General features: G+C 47.3%; 14 protein-coding genes and 1 other RNA gene. 1 reads left to right on the forward strand and 14 read right to left on the reverse strand.

Annotated features, from left to right (window positions below):
- Nucleotides 1-15 precede the first annotated feature (15 nt).
- A non-coding RNA gene (gene ssrS / locus ARB69_RS25605) (6S RNA) lies at nt 16-194 on the reverse strand.
- A 162-nt stretch (nt 195-356) separates the two neighbouring features.
- Between ssrS and ARB69_RS01650 the strand changes: the two genes are divergently transcribed.
- A complete protein-coding gene (locus ARB69_RS01650; RefSeq protein ID WP_055150336.1) occupies nt 357-1,139 on the forward strand; it encodes an EFR1 family ferrodoxin in 783 nt (260 codons plus the stop codon).
- Nucleotides 1,140-1,857: 718 nt separating this feature from the next.
- Here the strand turns inward: ARB69_RS01650 and ARB69_RS01655 are convergent.
- The 13 genes from ARB69_RS01655 to kdpB form a co-directional block, all read right to left on the reverse strand.
- On the reverse strand, nt 1,858-3,549 hold the full coding sequence (locus tag ARB69_RS01655; RefSeq protein WP_050639769.1) for a phosphoenolpyruvate carboxykinase (ATP): 1,692 nt from the start codon (nt 3,547-3,549) through the stop codon (nt 1,858-1,860).
- Nucleotides 3,550-3,807: 258 nt separating this feature from the next.
- Nucleotides 3,808-4,155 carry a hypothetical protein gene (locus ARB69_RS01660; RefSeq protein WP_050639768.1) on the reverse strand — a complete coding sequence of 116 codons (348 nt, stop codon included), beginning with the start codon at nt 4,153-4,155 and terminating at the stop codon, nt 3,808-3,810.
- A 3-nt stretch (nt 4,156-4,158) separates the two neighbouring features.
- Nucleotides 4,159-5,652, reverse strand: coding sequence for a threonine synthase (thrC, locus tag ARB69_RS01665; RefSeq protein ID WP_055150339.1), 1,494 nt, complete (start codon nt 5,650-5,652; stop codon nt 4,159-4,161).
- A gap of 68 nt (nt 5,653-5,720) precedes the next feature.
- On the reverse strand, nt 5,721-7,019 hold the full coding sequence (locus tag ARB69_RS01670) for a Na+/H+ antiporter NhaC family protein (protein ID WP_050639766.1): 1,299 nt from the start codon (nt 7,017-7,019) through the stop codon (nt 5,721-5,723).
- Nucleotides 7,020-7,036: 17 nt separating this feature from the next.
- Nucleotides 7,037-7,837: a TrmB family transcriptional regulator gene (locus tag ARB69_RS01675; protein WP_055150342.1), complete on the reverse strand. Its 801-nt coding sequence runs from the start codon at nt 7,835-7,837 to the stop codon at nt 7,037-7,039.
- A 180-nt stretch (nt 7,838-8,017) separates the two neighbouring features.
- Complete coding sequence (locus ARB69_RS01680) at nt 8,018-9,004, reverse strand: ornithine cyclodeaminase (protein ID WP_050639764.1); 987 nt, start codon at nt 9,002-9,004, stop codon at nt 8,018-8,020.
- Nucleotides 9,005-9,685: 681 nt separating this feature from the next.
- Nucleotides 9,686-10,177, reverse strand: a complete 492-nt coding sequence (gene leuD, locus ARB69_RS01685) for a 3-isopropylmalate dehydratase small subunit (RefSeq protein ID WP_050639762.1) — start codon at nt 10,175-10,177, stop codon at nt 9,686-9,688.
- Nucleotides 10,177-11,451 (reverse strand): 3-isopropylmalate dehydratase large subunit, encoded by a 1,275-nt coding sequence (gene leuC, locus ARB69_RS01690; RefSeq protein WP_050639761.1) that lies wholly within the window; start codon nt 11,449-11,451, stop codon nt 10,177-10,179. The genes leuD and leuC overlap by 1 nt, the downstream gene beginning before the upstream one ends.
- 454 nt (nt 11,452-11,905) lie before the next feature.
- On the reverse strand, nt 11,906-12,991 hold the full coding sequence (gene asd, locus ARB69_RS01695; RefSeq protein WP_050640020.1) for an aspartate-semialdehyde dehydrogenase: 1,086 nt from the start codon (nt 12,989-12,991) through the stop codon (nt 11,906-11,908).
- 118 nt (nt 12,992-13,109) lie between these two features.
- The gene (gene argH / locus ARB69_RS01700) at nt 13,110-14,486 is read right to left on the reverse strand and encodes an argininosuccinate lyase (protein WP_055150345.1); all 1,377 of its coding nucleotides are present in this window, start codon (nt 14,484-14,486) and stop codon (nt 13,110-13,112) included.
- Nucleotides 14,487-14,607: 121 nt separating this feature from the next.
- Complete coding sequence (locus tag ARB69_RS01705; protein ID WP_050639759.1) at nt 14,608-15,237, reverse strand: epoxyqueuosine reductase QueH; 630 nt, start codon at nt 15,235-15,237, stop codon at nt 14,608-14,610.
- 498 nt (nt 15,238-15,735) lie between these two features.
- Nucleotides 15,736-16,341 (reverse strand): potassium-transporting ATPase subunit KdpC, encoded by a 606-nt coding sequence (kdpC, locus tag ARB69_RS01710; RefSeq protein ID WP_050639758.1) that lies wholly within the window; start codon nt 16,339-16,341, stop codon nt 15,736-15,738.
- A 46-nt stretch (nt 16,342-16,387) separates the two neighbouring features.
- A complete protein-coding gene (gene kdpB, locus ARB69_RS01715; RefSeq protein WP_050639757.1) occupies nt 16,388-18,454 on the reverse strand; it encodes a potassium-transporting ATPase subunit KdpB in 2,067 nt (688 codons plus the stop codon).
- Between the last annotated feature and the right edge of the window lie 18 nt (nt 18,455-18,472).

Genomic DNA, 18,472 nt, shown 5'->3' on the forward strand with positions numbered 1-18,472 from the left:
TCTTTATCTTTAGTAAGTTTCCCCAAAATGCCGGTCCTGTATTTTGACTCCTAGCCGCAGCTAGGTGGGCAACCGCATCTGCTTTTCTGTCTTCCACTGCTAATCGGAGGCTTGACATATTACAGAAATATAAGAATCCCGTTTAAAGTATTGTAGGTTCAAAATAACAGGGTTATCGAACATTCCAGGTTTTCTTTAAAAGTATTATACCCCATTTATCTAAAATTTACAACTGCTATTAATGGCTATTTTTATTTCCTTTTTTTGTGATTATTTCTTATTTCGAAACCGTGCATTTTATGCTGTTATATGATATAGTTAATGGTATACTTATTTCGATAAAGGAGTCTTAATTTATGAAAATGAATGAGTTAAAGCTTGTCTATTTCAGTCCAACAGGCACAACACGAAAGGTCATCATGGAAGTTGCGAGAAATATTGATCTAAAATCCGTCTCCTTTGACCTTACGATCCACAAAGAGAAAAGAGCGCCTCTTCAGTTTAAAAAAGATGATTTTGTTTTATTTGGTATTCCTGTATACAGCGGCCGCGTGCCGAAAACATTTCTGGAATACTTTGACGGCCTGAGCGGGGACAACACTCCTGCCGCCCTGGTCGCTACATATGGATGCCGTGAATATGAGGATGCGCTTCTGGAACTCAAAACAGAAGTAGAAAACCGCGGATTCAAAGTAATCGGCGCCGCCGCATTCCCCACAGAACATTCCATTGTACGCTCCGCCGGTCTCGGCCGTCCGAACAAAGCGGACATGAAAATCATTGCAGACTATGGTATTCAGCTGAACCGCCGCATCAAGAAGGAAGAATCCTTCGATCAATTTAACATCCAGGTTCCAGGCAATACGCCATACAGAAAGTACCGCCGTGCCCCGCTCTGTCCAAAGGTAGACGTAAACCGCTGTACAGAATGCGGAGCCTGTGCCAAGTCCTGTCCGGCAGGTGCAATATCAGCCGAGAGCCCCAAAAAGATAAACAAAAAGAAATGCATCACCTGCCATAAGTGCATCCGTATCTGTAAGCAAAAGGCACGTTATCTCGGCAACTTAAAAACAAAAATGGCATTCAAAAAAATGAACAAAATCTGCCAGAACGATAAGGCGGCTGACGTATTCTTGTAAACGGAGGAGGGAACGCCTGACGTCGAACGGGACGGGGGGCAGACGGAAGCATAGATCTGTTTGAATACTGGCCGCTGTGCTAAGCAGCAGTAAGAGGAAACACACAAAATCAGCCGGAATCCTACGCATTCACCGCCCAATCTGATGATTGGACGGCTCAGGCGTAGTGAAAAGTTGCTTCGGTAGCAACTTTTCTCCGGCTGATTTTGTGTGTTTCCTCTAACTGCTGCTAAGCTCGCTATATGTATCTCAAACAGATCTATGCTTCCGTCTGCCCCCCGTCCCGTCCCACGTCAGGCTGGCTCATCCGACCGGTAGGTAAAAATACCGTCCCGGAGGGAATGCCGGAGTGGGGCCAGCGGATGTGTATGGGCTGCCCGGATACATCCGCCCCCCGTCTGTTCCCAACCGGGGGGATCGCGGTCTTTCCCGCCGGCTGGATGAGCCAGCCAAGCGGGCTGTAAGGCGCGGGGCTTCCTGCCTGTAAGGTCGGTTTAAAACGTCCATATAGCGGACGATTAGAAGATCTAATAGAGCCAGAGACGCCCGGAATGAAACTTGATTTACAAAATCAAGTTTCATTCCGGGCGCCTCTGGCTCTATTAGATCTTCTTCGTTAAGCGGTCAGGATTTAAACCGACCTTACAGGCGGGAAGCCCTGCGTCTTACAGTCCGCTTGGCGTCCCCCCCATCCACTCCCGAGGCTAAAGCTCGTGAGTTAGTTCAACTCATCTACTACTTTCTGGATTGCTGCGAGTGCATCATCCGGAAGTTTGTCATATCCTTCTTTTGCAGTCTCGAAAGCTTTGATCTCGTTGACACGGTCGTTCATACGTGCTTTCAGCTGTCCGACATATTCCGGATCATTCATATCCGGTACAAAGCCTTCCCAGTCGAGGATCTCGATGTCTGAGAACGGTCCCCATTTGTGGAAGTCTGCTTTTTTCTCTACGATTGCTTCAAGGATTCCAAGGGTGTCTTTTGGCTGTACCTTCTTGCCCATGAAATCGCCTGTGTTGATGATGTAGCAGTCTACGTTCTTTTCTTCAACCAATTTTTTGAACTTCTCATAGTCGTTAGCCAGCGGATAGGTTCTGAATGGGTTTGCGTATGGTACTACTACCAGTTTGTTCGGGTCTACGCCAGGAGCAAGTCTCTCTGCTGTAGATCTCTTTGTTGCCAGTGTAGCTCCCATTACGGATGCAAGGGAAGCTCCTTTTAATTTTACTACCGGCGGAATGGTAGGATCTTTCATGATCCAGAAGATTGCGTTAACAGGAGCGTCAACCTTATCCACACGGTTTGGTGACCATAATTTGGATTTGATAGCACGTCCGTTACCATTTCTTACGTCTTCTGTTACTAACTGGATCTTTCCGTCTTCGTCAAGTGTTGCGGAGCAGTTCTGCGCTGTCAGCAGATACTTGTTGTCTTCACATCCTGTCGGGTAATCCTGCGTCTTGTCAAAGTAAGTCGGCTCAATCGCAATAGATGCACAGGTATCGGTGTTGATGATGAAAGCGTCATCGTGAAGAACTTTGATATCGTACTTTCCGTCATGCTTTGCATGTGTGATTGTAGATTTACCGGATCCTGACAGACCGTATACAGATGCAACGTATTTGCTTCCGTCAGCCAGTGTGTATTCTTTCTGTCCGCCATGGCAGGAAGCGTATCCGTTGCGGTTGGCAATCGCCCATACCATAGTAAGTGTTCCTTTTTTGTGCTCTCCGAAGTATCTCATACCAAGGATGCATGCACAGTTGGTATCTGTGTTGAAATAGCACAGTGTCTGAGGATCGCTCAGGCAGCTGTAGTCAACTCCCGGATGAGAAACCGGTGTCCACTGCGGATCGGAGAAGATATAGATGTCTGGTTCTTTTCCATCGCCAACTGCAACCGATTCTTTATACATCTTTACATAATCATCTGACATATACTGAAAGTTCAGCATCCAGGAATACATGATATTCTCTTCGCCTTCCGGAATCAGGAGGTGTACCTTAACCATGAATTCCGGGTCAAGCCCTGCATATACAGTCGCATGATACAACTTTTTGTAACGGGCGCTGTAGATAGCATCCATAGCCACTTTGTCTAATTTGTCACAGTCTACTCCAGGTTCTCCTGCGATGCGGCGTGCTGCGGCATAACGTCCTGTAATTGCGCCGTCATTGAATAAAAGCACCTTAGCGTCTGCATCCAGACCAAATTCTTCACCTCTATATACGGGCATATCTGTAACGATTGTTCCCGGAGAATTCTTCGCCAGATTGTATGCCTCTTTTAATGTGTTAACTGGAACTACATTGTTTCCATAAAATGCTGCTTCAATAATGGATCTTGTTTTTGAAAATCCTGGTTTGCCTTTTCCAATTTCACTAATTGGATAATATGCTTTTGTTGACATAGTGTAATTTCCTCCTTCAAATCGAAATTTGTTCTATTATCTCATGTTCGTTATAAAAAGTCAACAGTTTTATTGAAAGACATCTCTGCCACAGTTTCATTTATCATCGTTTTTTCGGGCAAAAGCATATAAAAAAGCGCGAAAATGCAAGATGCCGCATTGCATCTTGCATTTTCGTGCTGAATATATATCTTTTTATTGATATTTTATATCTTTTTATCCGTATTTTTGCAACTTCCTCGTTAAATGTTTCACTAACTACTCAAAGTATTTCTTCTTCAGCTTGGTTGTAAATACCATATACCAGATCAATACAATAAGAAATACCACCATAGTAATCAGATCCAAAACTTTCATAGGAAATATAAAGTAATGGATTGCATCCACCGCTCCATACAGGGTTGTGAAAATGCCAAATACAAGAACAGCAGGGAGAGCTTTTTGAACAAATTCCTCTTTGTTGCTGCACATCTGTTCCGTGATTCCCTTGCCAAGCAGCAGGATTTCATTAATGTGTCCGTCCTTTTTCATCTTCACATAAGCATACAGCCCATAGATGCCACAGCCAAATATCAGGAGGCTAAGCGCCCCAAACATATCTTCCATATATTACACCTCTACTCCCAGGATCTCTTTTACGGTTTCCTTCATCTTATCTGCATCGCATACTCTTGTATGCAGAATCTCTGCATTACGGATTTCTTCGATTGCCTTAGGCACATCAACCTGGGAAACTTTCTCCAGTTCATCAATCAGTGCGAACTCATCCATGGCGTCATACCCCTCGTCAATCGCTGTCATAACGCTTCTCGCAAACTTATATGGACTTGCAGTTGATGCAATCAACGCCTTTGCACTATCTTGGCTCTCCTCCCTGTATGCTTTGCACACATGGGCGGCTACCGCCGTATGTGTATCCATCACATAGCCGGTGGACCGGTAAGTATCACGGATGATCGCCTTTGTCTCCTCTTCGTCTGCAAAACCGCCGATAAAATCAACCAGTTTTTCTTTCATGTCCGGGGTTATCTCGTATGCCCCCTCTGTCTTCAACTGCTGCATGAGAGCGGCATTTTTCCGTGCATCCTGGCCTGCAATCGTGTAAATCAGGCGCTCCAGATTGCTGGAAATAAGTATATCCATAGAAGGGGAAGAGGTCAGCACAAATTCGCGGTTCCTGTCGTATCTGCCTGTCTTAAAGAAATCGAACAGCACTTTATTTTCATTGGATGCACAGATCAGCTTCTCAATCGGTACCCCCATCTGTTTTGCATAATATGCAGCAAGGATATTACCAAAGTTCCCCGTGGGCACGGTCACATTGATCTTTTCTCCCGCTTCAATCTCTTGATTCAGCAGAAGTTTTGCATACGCGTACACATAATACACAACCTGAGGCACCAGTCTGCCGATATTAATAGAGTTAGCAGAAGAGAACTGATATCCTGCATCAGCCAGTTCTTTTTCCAGCTCCCGGTCCTCGAACAGAGCCTTTACTCCGCTCTGGGCATTATCAAAGTTGCCGTGGATGGCAACTACGGATGTATTCTTTCCTTTCTGTGTCACCATCTGCAGTTCCTGTACCCTGCTCACACCGTCCTTTGGATAAAATACAATGATCTTCGTACCAGGAACATCCGCAAATCCCGCCAGAGCAGCCTTCCCTGTATCCCCGGAGGTTGCCGTCAGAATGACGATGTCCTTTGTTACATGGTTTTTCCTGGCTGCTGTTGTCAGCAGGTGCGGCAGGATGGAAAGTGCCATATCCTTAAACGCAATGGTAGCTCCGTGGAAAAGTTCCAGGTGATAAGTATCCCCCACCTTGACCAGCGGCGCAATTACTTCTGTGTCAAATTTCTCGTCATATGCGCAATTAATACAGTGCTTCAGTTCGTCTTCGGAAAAATCAGTTAAAAACTGCTTCATTACCGCATAGGCAGTCTCCTGATAGGTCATATCCTTCAAGTCGTCCATTGTTACATCCAGTTTTGGAATGCTCTCCGGCACAAACAGACCGCCGTCCTCGGCCAGTCCCTTCAGAATTGCTTCGGAAGCGGTCGCTGTATTGTTGGCATCCCTTGTACTTTTGTATAATAGATTCATTCTCTTACCCTCTTTTTCTTTCTTCGCTGTGTTACTGCACTGCATTATATCATATGTTTTAGTTTTTATCAATTTTGTTTGCGAAATATAATAAACAGAATTCCGCTCGCCGCCATCAGCATGGGGTAAAACAGATATGGGGTGATATCGAACGGTGTGAGGCCGGTCAGGGTTGCAGCCGACAGCATCTGTGCGCCGTAAGGAATCATACCCTGCCCCACCGAGGTAAACATATCAAGCAGGGAGGCCGAACGTTTTGGGGCGATCTCATATTCATCACTGATTTCCTTTGCAATCGGCCCTGCCATAACAATCGCCACCGTATTATTAGCCGTACACAGATCTACAAACAGTGCAAGCAGTGCAATGCCAAGTTCCGCCCCTCGTTTTCCTCTGATCCGGCTCTTAATCAGTCTCAGTATAAAATGTATCCCCCCGTATTCTTTTACAAGAGCAACAATGCAGGCAACAATAATAGAGATTACCGTAATGTCATACATGGAGGTCACGCCGTCTCCGACTACATTAAACAAATCGGCCACCGCTATACTGCCTGTTGCAACACCCACAATCAGCGATATTACCGTGCCGCCGATCAAAACCAGAAATACATTGATTCCAATCAGCGCCCCCACCAGTACCAATATATAAGGAAGCACCTTCCAAAGATTATACTCCATGATTGTAGTGCTGCTCAGACGTACATCTCTGGTAATAATCAGAAAAATAATAATTGTAATAACAGCGGCCGGAAGCACCAGCAGAAAGTTCGCTTTAAACTTGTCCTTCATCTCGCATCCCTGTGTCTTAACTGCCGCAATGGTCGTGTCCGAGATCATGGATAAGTTGTCTCCGAACATGGCGCCGCAGACGACCGCACCGATACAGATTGCCAGAGAGAATCCTGTCTTTTCCGAGATTCCGATTGCAATCGGAGCCAGAGCGGCAATCGTCCCCATGGAAGTTCCCATAGAAATCGAGATAAAGCAGCCAATCACAAACAGACCAACCACGGCAAATCTTGCCGGAAGAATGGAGAGCCCGAAATTAACCGTGCTCTCCACGCCGCCTGCCGCCGTCACAGCGCCGGAGAATCCGCCGGCACATAAGAAGATCAGGCTCATTGTGATAATATTCTCGTCTCCTGCCCCTGATGCAACGATTTTTATCTTTTCCCCAAAACTTACTGTTTTATTCTGCATAAATGCCACAAACAGCGCTATCAAAAATCCTACGATTGCCGGCATTGCATAAAAATCTTTGGTCACTATTCCCGCGCCCAGAAATATAACAAGAAATACGGCTATGGGCAGCAGCGCCACAGCCCTTCCTCTATCTGCTTCTGTTTTTGTACTTTCCTGTCTCATTCCATACCCTCTCTTTGTCAAAATATTTCCCGTAAACTTCGGCTATCTATCCCCAGTTCCTCCTGTATCTGGCTTTTGTATAAATCTGCGCCTTTATAACAATACAGGTCATGCCGGACACATTCCGCCGCCATAGCGACCATAGGCTTTGATTTTGTCCAGATGACCTCTGATACAGCGTCACTGACGATCTGGCCGAATAGCGCTTCCTTTTTATCGGAAACCAACGTCAGAAAACGCCCTCCCATCTCCTGTTTCTTTTCTTCCAGCATTCCATGTCTGCAGCAGTGGTCCAGCGGCAATTCGTCCTGCTCTTCTCCAAAGTAAACGATCCCCAGGCGGATTCCCTTTTTCTCCAGTTCCTGTATCTCTTCGAGTATCTTTGGCAGATCCTCTGCCCAGATCTGCAACAGTAGTTCCGAACGTGTATCCTTCAGAATGCTGCGGCATACTGCGATCACATTATCATACTCCCGAATATGCCAGAATCTGTCCAAATCCGTCTCCGCCCTGTAATCATGCAGCAGCTCCTCAAGCTGATTCAAGATCTTATCCGTCTCATCCCTGACCCTTCCTGAAATCTCCTCAAACGGCACTGCCGCGTAACGATTTGAACACTCCTCCTCAGAATACAATATAAATCCTTTCATGACAAGGGATTCCAGCACATTATAAATTTTCGAACGGGGAACCGCCGAATACTTACTTGCCTCATATCCTGTCATGCCCCCATTTTTCAGCAAAACAAGGTATACTTTTGCCTCCGAATCTGTAAACCCGATTTTATTCAACAGATAAACTCTGTCATCCTGCAGCATTTTTCTCTCCTTTTATTGCAGCCTTTTCACACAGCCGCATCTCATCACCTTGTTATGCCCGTCTGCTTGTTACGGCAGACAGATTCGGGCACACCTTCCGCCCCTTCAGCGGCGGATATGCCATTCTTACCGCTCTCCTTTCCCAATCTTTTTCCAGGCTTTTGCACCCCTTCGCTGCTCCTACGCCAGGAATGTCCCTACTCCGGCCGCAACCGCCTTATCATATATCTTTTTTGCTGTTACCAGATCCTGGGTTCCGATTCCAACTGTCTTAAAAACAATAATATCTTCCTCAGATCTGCGGCCCTCTATATCCCCCAAAAGCACATCGCCCAGATCACCGGTAAAATCATCCTCTGTGATCAGCCCTGTTTCCAGAGGTATAATAATATCCCCCGCCTCCGACAGCACTGCCTTCCTGGAATCAAAATAGATTCCGGATGCCCGTTTCAGCACGACCGGATCCAGTTCCTGCATATGAGGCTGGTTAGAACCGACACAGCTGACAGTGGCCCCCTTCTTCACCTTTCTGCCATCGAATACCGGCGCCACGGAAGGAGTTGCACTAATCAGCAGATCCGCATCCTCCACGGCATCATCCGAGTTTTCAGCCGCCAGAATCTGTGCTCCGTAATCCCCCAGCTCCCGATTCATCTTCTCCACAAATGCCCAAAGCCGGTCTTTATCCTGATCAAATACCTTAACCTGATTCAAATCTCTCACTGTCAGCATTGCCTCCAGCTGCGTGGCCGCGTGGCCGCCGGTTCCGATCAGAGCCCCCTTTTCACATCTTTTATTTGCCAGTACGTCAAAAGCCGCACCAGAAACTGCGCCCGTGCGGAGTTCATTCACATAATGCCCGTCCAGCACGGAAACAACCATTCCATTCGTAGAATCAATCAGTATAACCTGAGCCGGTGATGGCGGCATTCCCTTTTCACCACTTTCCGGTATTACGTTAACGACCTTGAGGCACCCCAGATCCATCTCCTCCACAAAAGACGGCGTATACATCATAGATCCTCCATGTTCCGGTGCATGTATATTCGCGTGCCCCGGCGCCTCGCCCTTCCCGGCAGAAAAAAGCCGGAAAGATTCCTTCACCGCTTCCACGGCATCCCGCATTGTGAATACCTCTTTCATATCCTCCTTAGACAATAGCAGCATCTTGCTTCCTCCTAAAATAAAATTCCGGTCCCCAAATCCATATCCGTAGTATCCCCCTTGGGTGACTATTATTATCATTATAGGCAGGAAGTCGAAATTTGTCAATTAGGGGGAGGTCGCCTGTGCGGAGGAGGAGCTGCGGGGCGGGTGCCTCCAATCGGAAGTAAAAAACGGCTTCCCCGGAAGGGACTTACGGGAGAAGCGGATCGATTCGGCTATGCGAAACAAATTAACGCATGATATTCTTTCCGCTCAGCCAAATGTACTGGGATACGCGCAGCAAGTATCCCAGGGAATCCCCTCTGCAAGAGTGCAACTATTCCCACACATTCCGCATCGCCGCTTCACATCCGCTGCTCCCGTCTTCAGTCCCTCCCGGGGTAAGCGTTTGCTTCTGCCTGGATGCGTCCAGCTGCCGGAACCGGATATAGGGATGTCTGGAAGCGTCTTACTGCTGTTAGTCGGAGTTAAGTAAAATAGAAGGAAAACCGGGGTGAATCTTTTGATACCGAATCAAAAGATTCCCTGGCCTCAGCATGCGAAGCCATCGGGCTTCGGATGATGTGGCCAGGTTGCCCCGGTTTTCCTTCTATTTTACTTTACTCCGGCTTACAGCAGTAACCCGTTTCCAGACATCCCTATATCCGGTTCCGGCGGCGGCCCCCCCTCCACAAGCACCGCCTACCCCTTCTTACTGTTCGTGTAGTTTACAAGGCCTCCGGCTACGATTAGTTTCTGCATGAATTCCGGAAACGGCTGTCCCTGGAATTCTGTGCCTTTTGTGCGGTTATAGATCTTTCCGCTGTCAAAGTCTACTTCGACTTCGTCTCCGGCATCTATATTTTGGGCAGCTTCCGGGCATTCAATGATCGGAAGTCCGATGTTGATTGCGTTGCGGTAGAAGATTCTGGCAAATGTTTCTGCGATTACACAGCTTACCCCTGCAGTTTTTAGGCAGAGCGGCGCATGCTCTCTGGAGGAGCCGCAGCCGAAGTTTTTGTTTGCCACAATCAGGTCTCCCGGCTGTACCTTGTTTACGAACTCCGGGTCAATGTCGGCCATCGCGTGGCTTGCCAGTTCCTGTGCATCAAAGGAATTCAGATATCTTGCCGGTATGATTACGTCGGTATCTACATTATCTCCATATTTAAAAACGTGTCCCAATGCTTTCATTATTTGTCACCTACTTTCTCAGGATTTGCAATACATCCTGCGATTGCACTTGCAGCAGCCACTTCTGGGGAAGCCAGATAAATCAGGGATTCCACATGCCCCATACGGCCTACAAAGTTGCGGTTCGTTGTGGAAACGCACTTTTCTCCGGCTGCCATTACGCCCATGTGTCCGCCCATGCAGGGCCCGCAGCTTGGTGTATTGACCGCACATCCCGCATCTACAAAAATATCCAGAAGTCCCTCTGCCATGCATTGTTTGTATATCTTCTGTGTGGCAGGAATTACCATGACACGCACATCCGGATGAACTTCACGGCCTTTCAGAATTGCAGCAGCTTTGCGCATATCCTCCATCCTTCCGTTTGTACAGGAACCAATGACCACCTGATCAATCTTGATCGGCTCCATGGCTTCGATCTCGTCAATGGTCTTTGCATTCCCCGGAAGATGCGGGAATGCCACGGTCGGACGCACCTCTGACAGATTGATCTCAATCACTTCATCATAATCGGCGTCCTCATCTGCTTCATAGATCTTATATTCCTTCACGGAATGCTCTTTTATATAAGCCTGCGCCTTCTCATCCACCGGGAAAATCCCGTTCTTTGCCCCTGCCTCGATCGCCATATTCGCCATCGTAAAACGGTCATCCATAGAAAGTTCCTTCAGGCCGTCCCCTGTAAACTCCATAGATTTATAGAGAGCGCCGTCCACACCGATCTTTCCGATAATATGAATAATAATATCCTTACCGCTCACAAAAGCCCCCGGCTTGCCGGTCAGAACAAACTTTATTGCACTTGGCACCTTAAACCACAATTCCCCCGTTGCCATTCCCGTCGCAATATCCGTCGTGCCCACGCCCGTTGAAAATGCCCCAAGAGCGCCATATGTACAGGTATGGGAGTCCGCACCGATAATACATTCGCCTGCGGTCACAACACCAGCCTCAGGCAGAATCGCATGTTCCACCCCTGATTTTCCCTGCTCAAAATACCATTTCAGCCCCTGGTCCTTAGCAAACTCACGGATAGACTTAGAGTTCTCCGCCGACTTAATATCCTTATTCGGCGTAAAATGATCCGGAACCAGAACAACCTTATCTTTATCAAAAACCCTCTCCGCCATCTCCTTAAAAATAGGCAGAGCCATAGGCCCGGTAATATCATTTGCCATTACCACATCCAGTTTCGCCTCTATCAACTGCCCGGCCACAACAGAATCAAGCCCCGCATGAGCCGCCAGAATCTTCTGCGTCATAGTCATTCCCATCACAACAACCTCCTCTTTCAAATAAATTCTACCTGTCATTCTATCATAATAAAGCGTCAAAGAAAAGATGAGATCTTATCCTTTTTCCATTCCCGCCGCCCATCCCTGTCCCCCAGCGTCCCCGTCCTCCCGGCCGGATGCGCCCAGCCTGCCGCCAGAGCGGAGTGCTAATCCCCTGGGGACGCATCTGGTGATTTCTGGTGCATCAAAGTGCGCATCAGAAAACGTTGCATCAAAACAGGAGCCTCACAGAGATAGAATTTGCTTACCAAAGCAAATTCTAAGACGGCCTGAGCTGCATAATCATAAAGATTATGCAGTAAATGCCGTCGGTTCTCTGTGAGGCTCCTGTTTTGATGTTACGTTTTCTTTGCAAACGGCCTGCACCAGAAATCACCAGATGCGTCCCCAGGGGGTTGGCACTCCGTTCTGGCGGCAGGCGCCCCTTCCCAACTTATTTTGCCTGAATATATTTTTTCGCTGTCAGTGCCTCTGCGCACAATACCGCTCCGCCTGCCGCTCCGCGTACTGTATTATGTGACAGTCCCACGAATTTATAATCAAACATGGTATCTTCTCTCAGCCGTCCGATGGACACGCCCATACCATTTTCATAGTCTACGTCAACTTTAACCTGCGGGCGGTTATCTTCCTCCAGATACTGGATAAACTGCTTTGGAGCACTCGGCAGTTTTGCCTCCTGCGGAAAGCCTTGATAGCTCACCAGTTTCTCGATCAGCTGCTCTTTGGTTGGTTTTTTCTCGAAGTTTATAAATACTGCAGCCGTATGTCCGTTCAGAACCGGGACACGGATACACTGGCATGTGATCTTAGGCAGCTCTGCTTTTACAATTTCGCCATTTTCCACTTTTCCCAGCACTCTGAGAGGTTCCTGCTCACTCTTTTCTTCCTCACCGCCGATATAGGGGATGATATTTTCTACCATTTCCGGCCAGTCTTTGAAGGTCTTTCCTGCTCCGGAAATTGCCTGGTATGTGGTTGCCACAACTTCTTTCGGTCCGAATTCTTTCCATGCTGCAAGACATGGAGCATAGCTCTGAATCGAACAGTTTGGCTTAACGGCAATGAATCCTCTTGTTGTTCCCAGACGCTTTTTCTGGTCTGCAATTACTTCAAAATGGTCTGCATTGATTTCCGGCACTACCATCGGAACGTCCGGTGTCCAGCGGTGTGCACTGTTGTTTGATACAACCGGAGTCTCTGTCTTTGCATATTCTTCTTCAATTGCCTTGATTTCTTCTTTTGTCATATCCACCGCACTGAATACAAAATCTACGGTAGAAGCTACTTTTTCAACTTCATTCACATTCAGCACAACAAGGCTCTTTACGGCTTCCGGCATTGGCGTATCCATTTTCCACCTGTCTCCCACTGCCTCCTCATATGTCTTACCTGCAGAACGCGGGCTTGCCGCTACAGTTACTACTTCAAACCAAGGATGGTTCTCGAGCAGAGAGATGAATCTCTGTCCGACCATTCCTGTTGCGCCTAAAATACCTACTCTTAATTTCTGTTCCATTTTTCTCTCCTTCTCTTTTCCTTTGGTTTTGACAATATTTTTTCCACAGCCTGCTGCGGATCCCGCCCGACCAGGCATACCTTACCGGATGTCCTTTGGAATATTATTTTCTTATATGTTATATGCTCAAATACGCCTCTTGCAAAGCGATAACTTTTTCCATGGCTGCTTTTCCAGGAGCGCCGATTGTGTTTCGCATTTCCACGCAGGTTTTCATACTGATTGCCTCATAGATATCTTCTTCAAATACCGGGGATATTGCCTTGAATTCTTCCAGGGACATATCGTCCAGCGCGACATTTTTTTCGATACAGTAAAGAACCAGCTGCCCCACGATACCATGCGCATCCCGAAACGGCACGCCATGATTGACCAGATAATCCGCTGCATCCGTTGCATTCGTAAATCCGTGTTTCGCACTGTTTTCCATACGCGTTTCATTAAAACGCATTGTCCGGATCATTCCCGTAAACAGCGCCAGACATCCCTTTGTCGTGTCAATGGCATCGAACACCAGCTCTTTGTCCTCCTGCATATCCTTATTATAGGCAAGCGGAATTCCCTTCATCGTTGTGAGAAGTGACATCAAAGCACCGTATACGCGTCCTGTCTTTCCGCGGACAAGTTCTGCGATATCCGGATTTTTCTTCTGCGGCATAATGCTGCTTCCTGTACTGTAGGCATCGTCAATCTCTACGAACTGGTATTCATTGGAATTCCAGATGATCACCTCTTCGGAAAAACGGCTCAGATGCATCATCACAGTTGACATGGCAGACAGAAGCTCGATCAGGTAATCCCTGTCCGACACGGAATCCATACTGTTCAGCGTCGGCCCGTCAAACTCCAGAAGCCCGGCCGTGTACTCCCTGTCCAGGGGATAAGTCGTCCCTGCCAGCGCGCCGGATCCAAGCGGACAGTAGTTCATGCGCTTATAGATATCCTTCATACGTGAACGGTCTCTCTTGAACATCTCGAAATATGCGCCCAGATGGTGTGCCAGCGTGATCGGCTGTGCCTTCTGCAAATGTGTGAACCCAGGCATGTAAGTCTCCGTATTTTCCTTCATTAGATTCAGCAGAACCTCAAGAAGCTCCTTGAGCAGCTTATCCAGATCCAGAATCTCATCTCTGGTATAAAGCTTCATATCCAGAGCCACCTGGTCATTGCGGCTCCTTCCTGTATGTAGTTTCTTCCCGGGTTCCCCAATACGGTCAATCAGATTGGCCTCCACAAAGCTGTGGATATCCTCATACTCGTCCGTGATTTCCAGAACGCCGTTTTCCACATCGGCCCGAATTTCTTCCAGCCCATCTATAATCTGCTCTTTTTCTTCCGCTGTCAGAATTCCCTGTTTTGCAAGCATCGTCACATGCGCGATACTGCCGCTGATATCCTGTTCATAGAACTTTTTATCAAAAGAAATTGATGCATTAAAATTGTACACTAACTGGTCCGTTTCCTTTGTGAAACGACCGCCCCATAACTGCGCCATTTCCTTATCCTCTTTTCTGTATTTTAGATTTTCTCATTAGTTTATCATAGTAACGTGCTGGTGTCTACAATAAATTTCAAGGGGTCTGACCCCTTTGCGGTTCGTTTTCAGAATTTTCTCATTATTCTTTTCTTCTGCTCTCCATCGAAAACTGGCATCCGCAGTAATCCTGGCGGTAAAGCCCGTGTGTTTTCGAGAGTTCTATGGACCTTTTATAGCCGTTTTTCTTTTTAAAGTCGGACTGCAGGTATTTTATCCCATATCTGGATGCTACTTCTTTTCCTATTGTATTCAGCTTTTCCGCATTTTTCATCGGACTGATACTCAGCGTGGTTGTAAAGTAATCGAAACCGCCTTTTGCCGCCATCTGCGCGGTCTCATTCAAACGCAGTTCGTAACACTTAAAGCAGCGCTCACCGCCCTCTTTTACATGTTCAAGGCCTGCGGCCATGCTATAGAACTTATCTTTATCATAATTCCCTGCAAGAAAAGAAACCGGATGCTTAAAATTCATGTCCGAAATTAATGTCTGCTGTTCCAGCAGCCGTTTTGTGTATTCACTTTCCGGGAAAATATTGGGATTGTAATAGAAAACTGTAATTTCAAAATATTCCGATAAATATTCCAGCACATAACTGCTGCAGGGAGCGCAGCAGCTGTGCAGCAGAAGCCTCGGCACCCGCCCCTCTTTCTGCAGAGAAGAAATCAGGCGGTCCAGTTCTTTCTGATAATTTACATAGCGATAGTTCATTTTTAACAGAGACCTTTCTATCGATTCATAATAATCTGAAGGTATTATATCACACCTCCCTGACATCCCGCAACTTATGAGCATATATTCCACGCCCCATCAACCGAATTAATACACAGCTACGCCTTCGAAGCCCCTCCCATTGGACGCCCCTCTCCTACCGACTGGATGCACCAGCCGAAAAACCGGGCAGCCTGTCCCATGCCGGAAGCATATATGCCATTTTATAAATCCTAGAGTGAACGTTAGAGACCCTTAAGGAAAAAACATAGAAAATGATGGGCAGAATTTGCAGTCTCACTGCAAATTCTGAAGCGGCCTAAGACCCGAAATTATCAAATTTCGGGTTGCATGCCGCTGGACCACCATTTTCTATGTTTTTTCCTTTAGGGTCTCTTACGCTAACGGAGCGGATTAATAAAATGGCATATATGCTCCCGGCATGGGACAGGCTGCCCGGTTATTCGGCGTCCCCCCCGCTCCCACTGCGTATCCAAATCACTTTAGTATCCCATCCAATGCCAGATTCACCTGAAGTACGTTTACCACCTTTTCTCCAAAAATACCAAGGAATCTCCCGGTTGTATACCTGTCTATGATATCCTGTACCTCTTCCTCCGTCATATCCCGCTCCTTTGCAAGCCGTGGAACCTGATATTCTGCGGCGTCCACACTGATGTGCGGATCCAGGCCGCTGCCGGAACAGGTTACCAGGTCTACAGGTATCTGCTCCTCCTCTGCATCCGGATTTCCTGCCTTGATTTTCTCGACTCGTTCCTGAATCTGTGCTTCGAATTCCTCACCGGCAGGAGTCTTATTAGAAGGTCCTGCATATACCGTCGCCATCCCATCTTTATTTGTGAAGGTCTCGGTATTGATATTCATAATCCTTCCCCACAGGTACTCATCACCTGTGAACTGCTGTCCCAGCAGCTCACTCCCATACTGTACGCCATCTACTTCAATGATACTTCCGTTTGCCTTATCTTTGAAAAACAACTGTGATATGCCAGTCATCAGCCAGGGATAGATTACCCCGCATAAAATGCTGAATATGACAAGCGCCAGAAACGCTTTCCCAACTACTGATTTTAAAGTCTTCATCTATCGACACCTCTTTCTTATTTACTTTCTGCACACTGGCTGATATTTAGAATCCTAAAGCTACTATCAGCATATCTATTAATTTGATGCAGATAAACGGTGCTATGATTCCGCCCAATCCATAAACCAGCAGGTTTCTCGACAATAGTTTGCCTGCGGATACTTCCCTGTACTTTACACCCTTTAATGCCAGAGGTATCAGGGCAATGATAATCAGGGCATTGTAGATAATTGCTGAAAATATTGCGCTCTCTGCACTGTGCAGATTCATGATATTCAAAGCCCCCAATCCGGGATACAGGCTCATAAACAGTGCGGGGATGATTGCAAAATATTTTGCCAGGTCATTGGCGATACTAAAAGTAGTCAGGCTTCCCCTCGTCATCAGCAGCTGCTTTCCGATTTTTACAATCTCGATCAGTTTCGTCGGCGAAGAGTCCAGATCCACCATGTTTCCCGCTTCCTTCGCGGCCTGTGTTCCTGTATTCATTGCAACTGCCACGTCGGCCTGCGCCAGCGCTGGTGCGTCATTTGTTCCGTCCCCGGTCATTGCCACGAGATGGCCTTTTGCCTGCAGCGTACGGATCATATCCAGCTTCCCCTCCGGCGTTGCCTCCGCAAGGAAATCATCCACGCCCGCTTCTGCCGCGATCGCCGCTGCCGTCATCGGGTTATCTCCGGTAATCATAACCGTCTTAATCCCCATCTTGCGCAGATCGGCGAATTTTTCCTTCACACCTGATTTGATGATATCCTTTAGGTAAATCACTCCCAAAACCTGATGGTCTTTGGCTACAACCAGCGGCGTACCTCCTTTTTCGGCAATCCTGCGTACGATTTCATCGCATTGGGCGCTGAATTTCTGCCCATATGATTCCACATATTCACGTACAGCCTCTGCCGCACCTTTCCGTATTTCACTCTCCGCAGTATTCACTCCGCTCATCCGGGTCTTAGCAGTAAATGGAATGAATTCCATATGAAGCTCTTCCAGACTTCTCTCACGGAAGTTAAATTTCTCCTTCGCCAAAATAACTATGCTTCTTCCCTCCGGCGTCTCATCAGGAAGAGAAGAAAGCTGTGCAGCGTCGGCTACTTCCTGTTCCGTGTGTCCGTCTACGGGGATGAACTCGCTTGCCTGCCTGTTTCCAAGCGTGATGGTTCCTGTTTTGTCCAAAAGTAGTGTATCAACATCTCCTGCCGCCTCGATTGCCCTTCCGCTCATGGCCAATACATTAGCCTGATTCAGTCTGCTCATTCCGGCAATGCCGATTGCCGAGAGCAGCGCGCCGATTGTAGTCGGCGCCAGGCAAACAAGCAGTGCAAGCAGCGATGTCACTGATGTCGGATTCTCGATTCCTGCCTGGCCCGCTGAAAACCTGGAGTATGCATACAGGGATACTGTTACTAATATAAAGATTACCGTCAGCGCTATCAGAAAGATTTCCAGTGCAATCTCATTTGGGGTCTTCTTTCTGGATGCGCCTTCCACCATGGCAATCATCTTATCCAGGAAGCTTTCTCCAGCCTCACTGGTCACTCTTACAACAATCCAGTCCGATATGACCGTTGTTCCCCCGGTGACTGCACTTCTGTCGCCTCCCGCCTCGCGGATTACGGGAGCAGATTCCCCTGTAATCGAGCTTTCATCGACAGATGCAGCGCCTTCTACGACTTCTCCGTCTGCAGGAATCTGTTCCCCTGTATGAACGAGCACCAGATCCCCTCTCTTCAAATAAGCAGATTTGACATATTCAATCTGATCCTTCTGGTCAGCAGAAGGAATTTTATTCGCCATCACATCTTTTTTAGATGCCCTCAAAGAATCTGCCTGCGCTTTTCCCCTGCCTTCCGCAATTGCCTCCGCAAAATTTGCAAAGAGTACGGTAAACCATAGTATAACTGCGATTCCTAAGATAAAACCAGCCCCTGCGTCCTGGATGCCGAACAATGCGAGTACAAAAAGGATTGTTGTCAGTATCGCCGATACATAAACCAGGAACATAACCGGATTCTTTACTTCTGTTTTCGGTGACAGCTTGATGAATGCGTCCTTAACTGCCCGCATCAGCATCTTTTTATTCACCATTGTGTCTTTCATCTTTTCTGCCATTTTCGTTATGCCTCCCAA

Origin of the sequence: Faecalicatena contorta, from assembly GCF_001404335.1 — a bacterium.
Classification (GTDB): Bacteria; Bacillota; Clostridia; order Lachnospirales; family Lachnospiraceae; genus Faecalicatena; species Faecalicatena contortus_B.

Excerpts from the sequence above, each read along its gene's own strand:
- ARB69_RS01655 (WP_050639769.1), bottom strand. The coding sequence starts at position 3,549 with ATGTCAACAAAAGCATATTATCCAATTAGTGAAATTGGAAAAGGCAAA.
- kdpC (WP_050639758.1), bottom strand. The coding sequence starts at position 16,341 with ATGAAGACTTTAAAATCAGTAGTTGGGAAAGCGTTTCTGGCGCTTGTC.
- ARB69_RS01670 (WP_050639766.1), bottom strand. The coding sequence starts at position 7,019 with ATGAGACAGGAAAGTACAAAAACAGAAGCAGATAGAGGAAGGGCTGTG.
- kdpB (WP_050639757.1), bottom strand. The coding sequence starts at position 18,454 with ATGGCAGAAAAGATGAAAGACACAATGGTGAATAAAAAGATGCTGATG.
- ARB69_RS01680 (WP_050639764.1), bottom strand. The coding sequence starts at position 9,004 with ATGCTGCTATTGTCTAAGGAGGATATGAAAGAGGTATTCACAATGCGG.
- leuC (WP_050639761.1), bottom strand. The coding sequence starts at position 11,451 with ATGGGAATGACTATGACGCAGAAGATTCTGGCGGCTCATGCGGGGCTT.
- ARB69_RS01660 (WP_050639768.1), bottom strand. The coding sequence starts at position 4,155 with ATGGAAGATATGTTTGGGGCGCTTAGCCTCCTGATATTTGGCTGTGGC.
- ARB69_RS01675 (WP_055150342.1), bottom strand. The coding sequence starts at position 7,837 with ATGCTGCAGGATGACAGAGTTTATCTGTTGAATAAAATCGGGTTTACA.
- argH (WP_055150345.1), bottom strand. The coding sequence starts at position 14,486 with ATGGCGCAGTTATGGGGCGGTCGTTTCACAAAGGAAACGGACCAGTTA.
- asd (WP_050640020.1), bottom strand. The coding sequence starts at position 12,991 with ATGGAACAGAAATTAAGAGTAGGTATTTTAGGCGCAACAGGAATGGTC.
- ARB69_RS01705 (WP_050639759.1), bottom strand. The coding sequence starts at position 15,237 with ATGAACTATCGCTATGTAAATTATCAGAAAGAACTGGACCGCCTGATT.
- ARB69_RS01650 (WP_055150336.1), top strand. The coding sequence starts at position 357 with ATGAAAATGAATGAGTTAAAGCTTGTCTATTTCAGTCCAACAGGCACA.
- thrC (WP_055150339.1), bottom strand. The coding sequence starts at position 5,652 with ATGAATCTATTATACAAAAGTACAAGGGATGCCAACAATACAGCGACC.
- leuD (WP_050639762.1), bottom strand. The coding sequence starts at position 10,177 with ATGAAAGCATTGGGACACGTTTTTAAATATGGAGATAATGTAGATACC.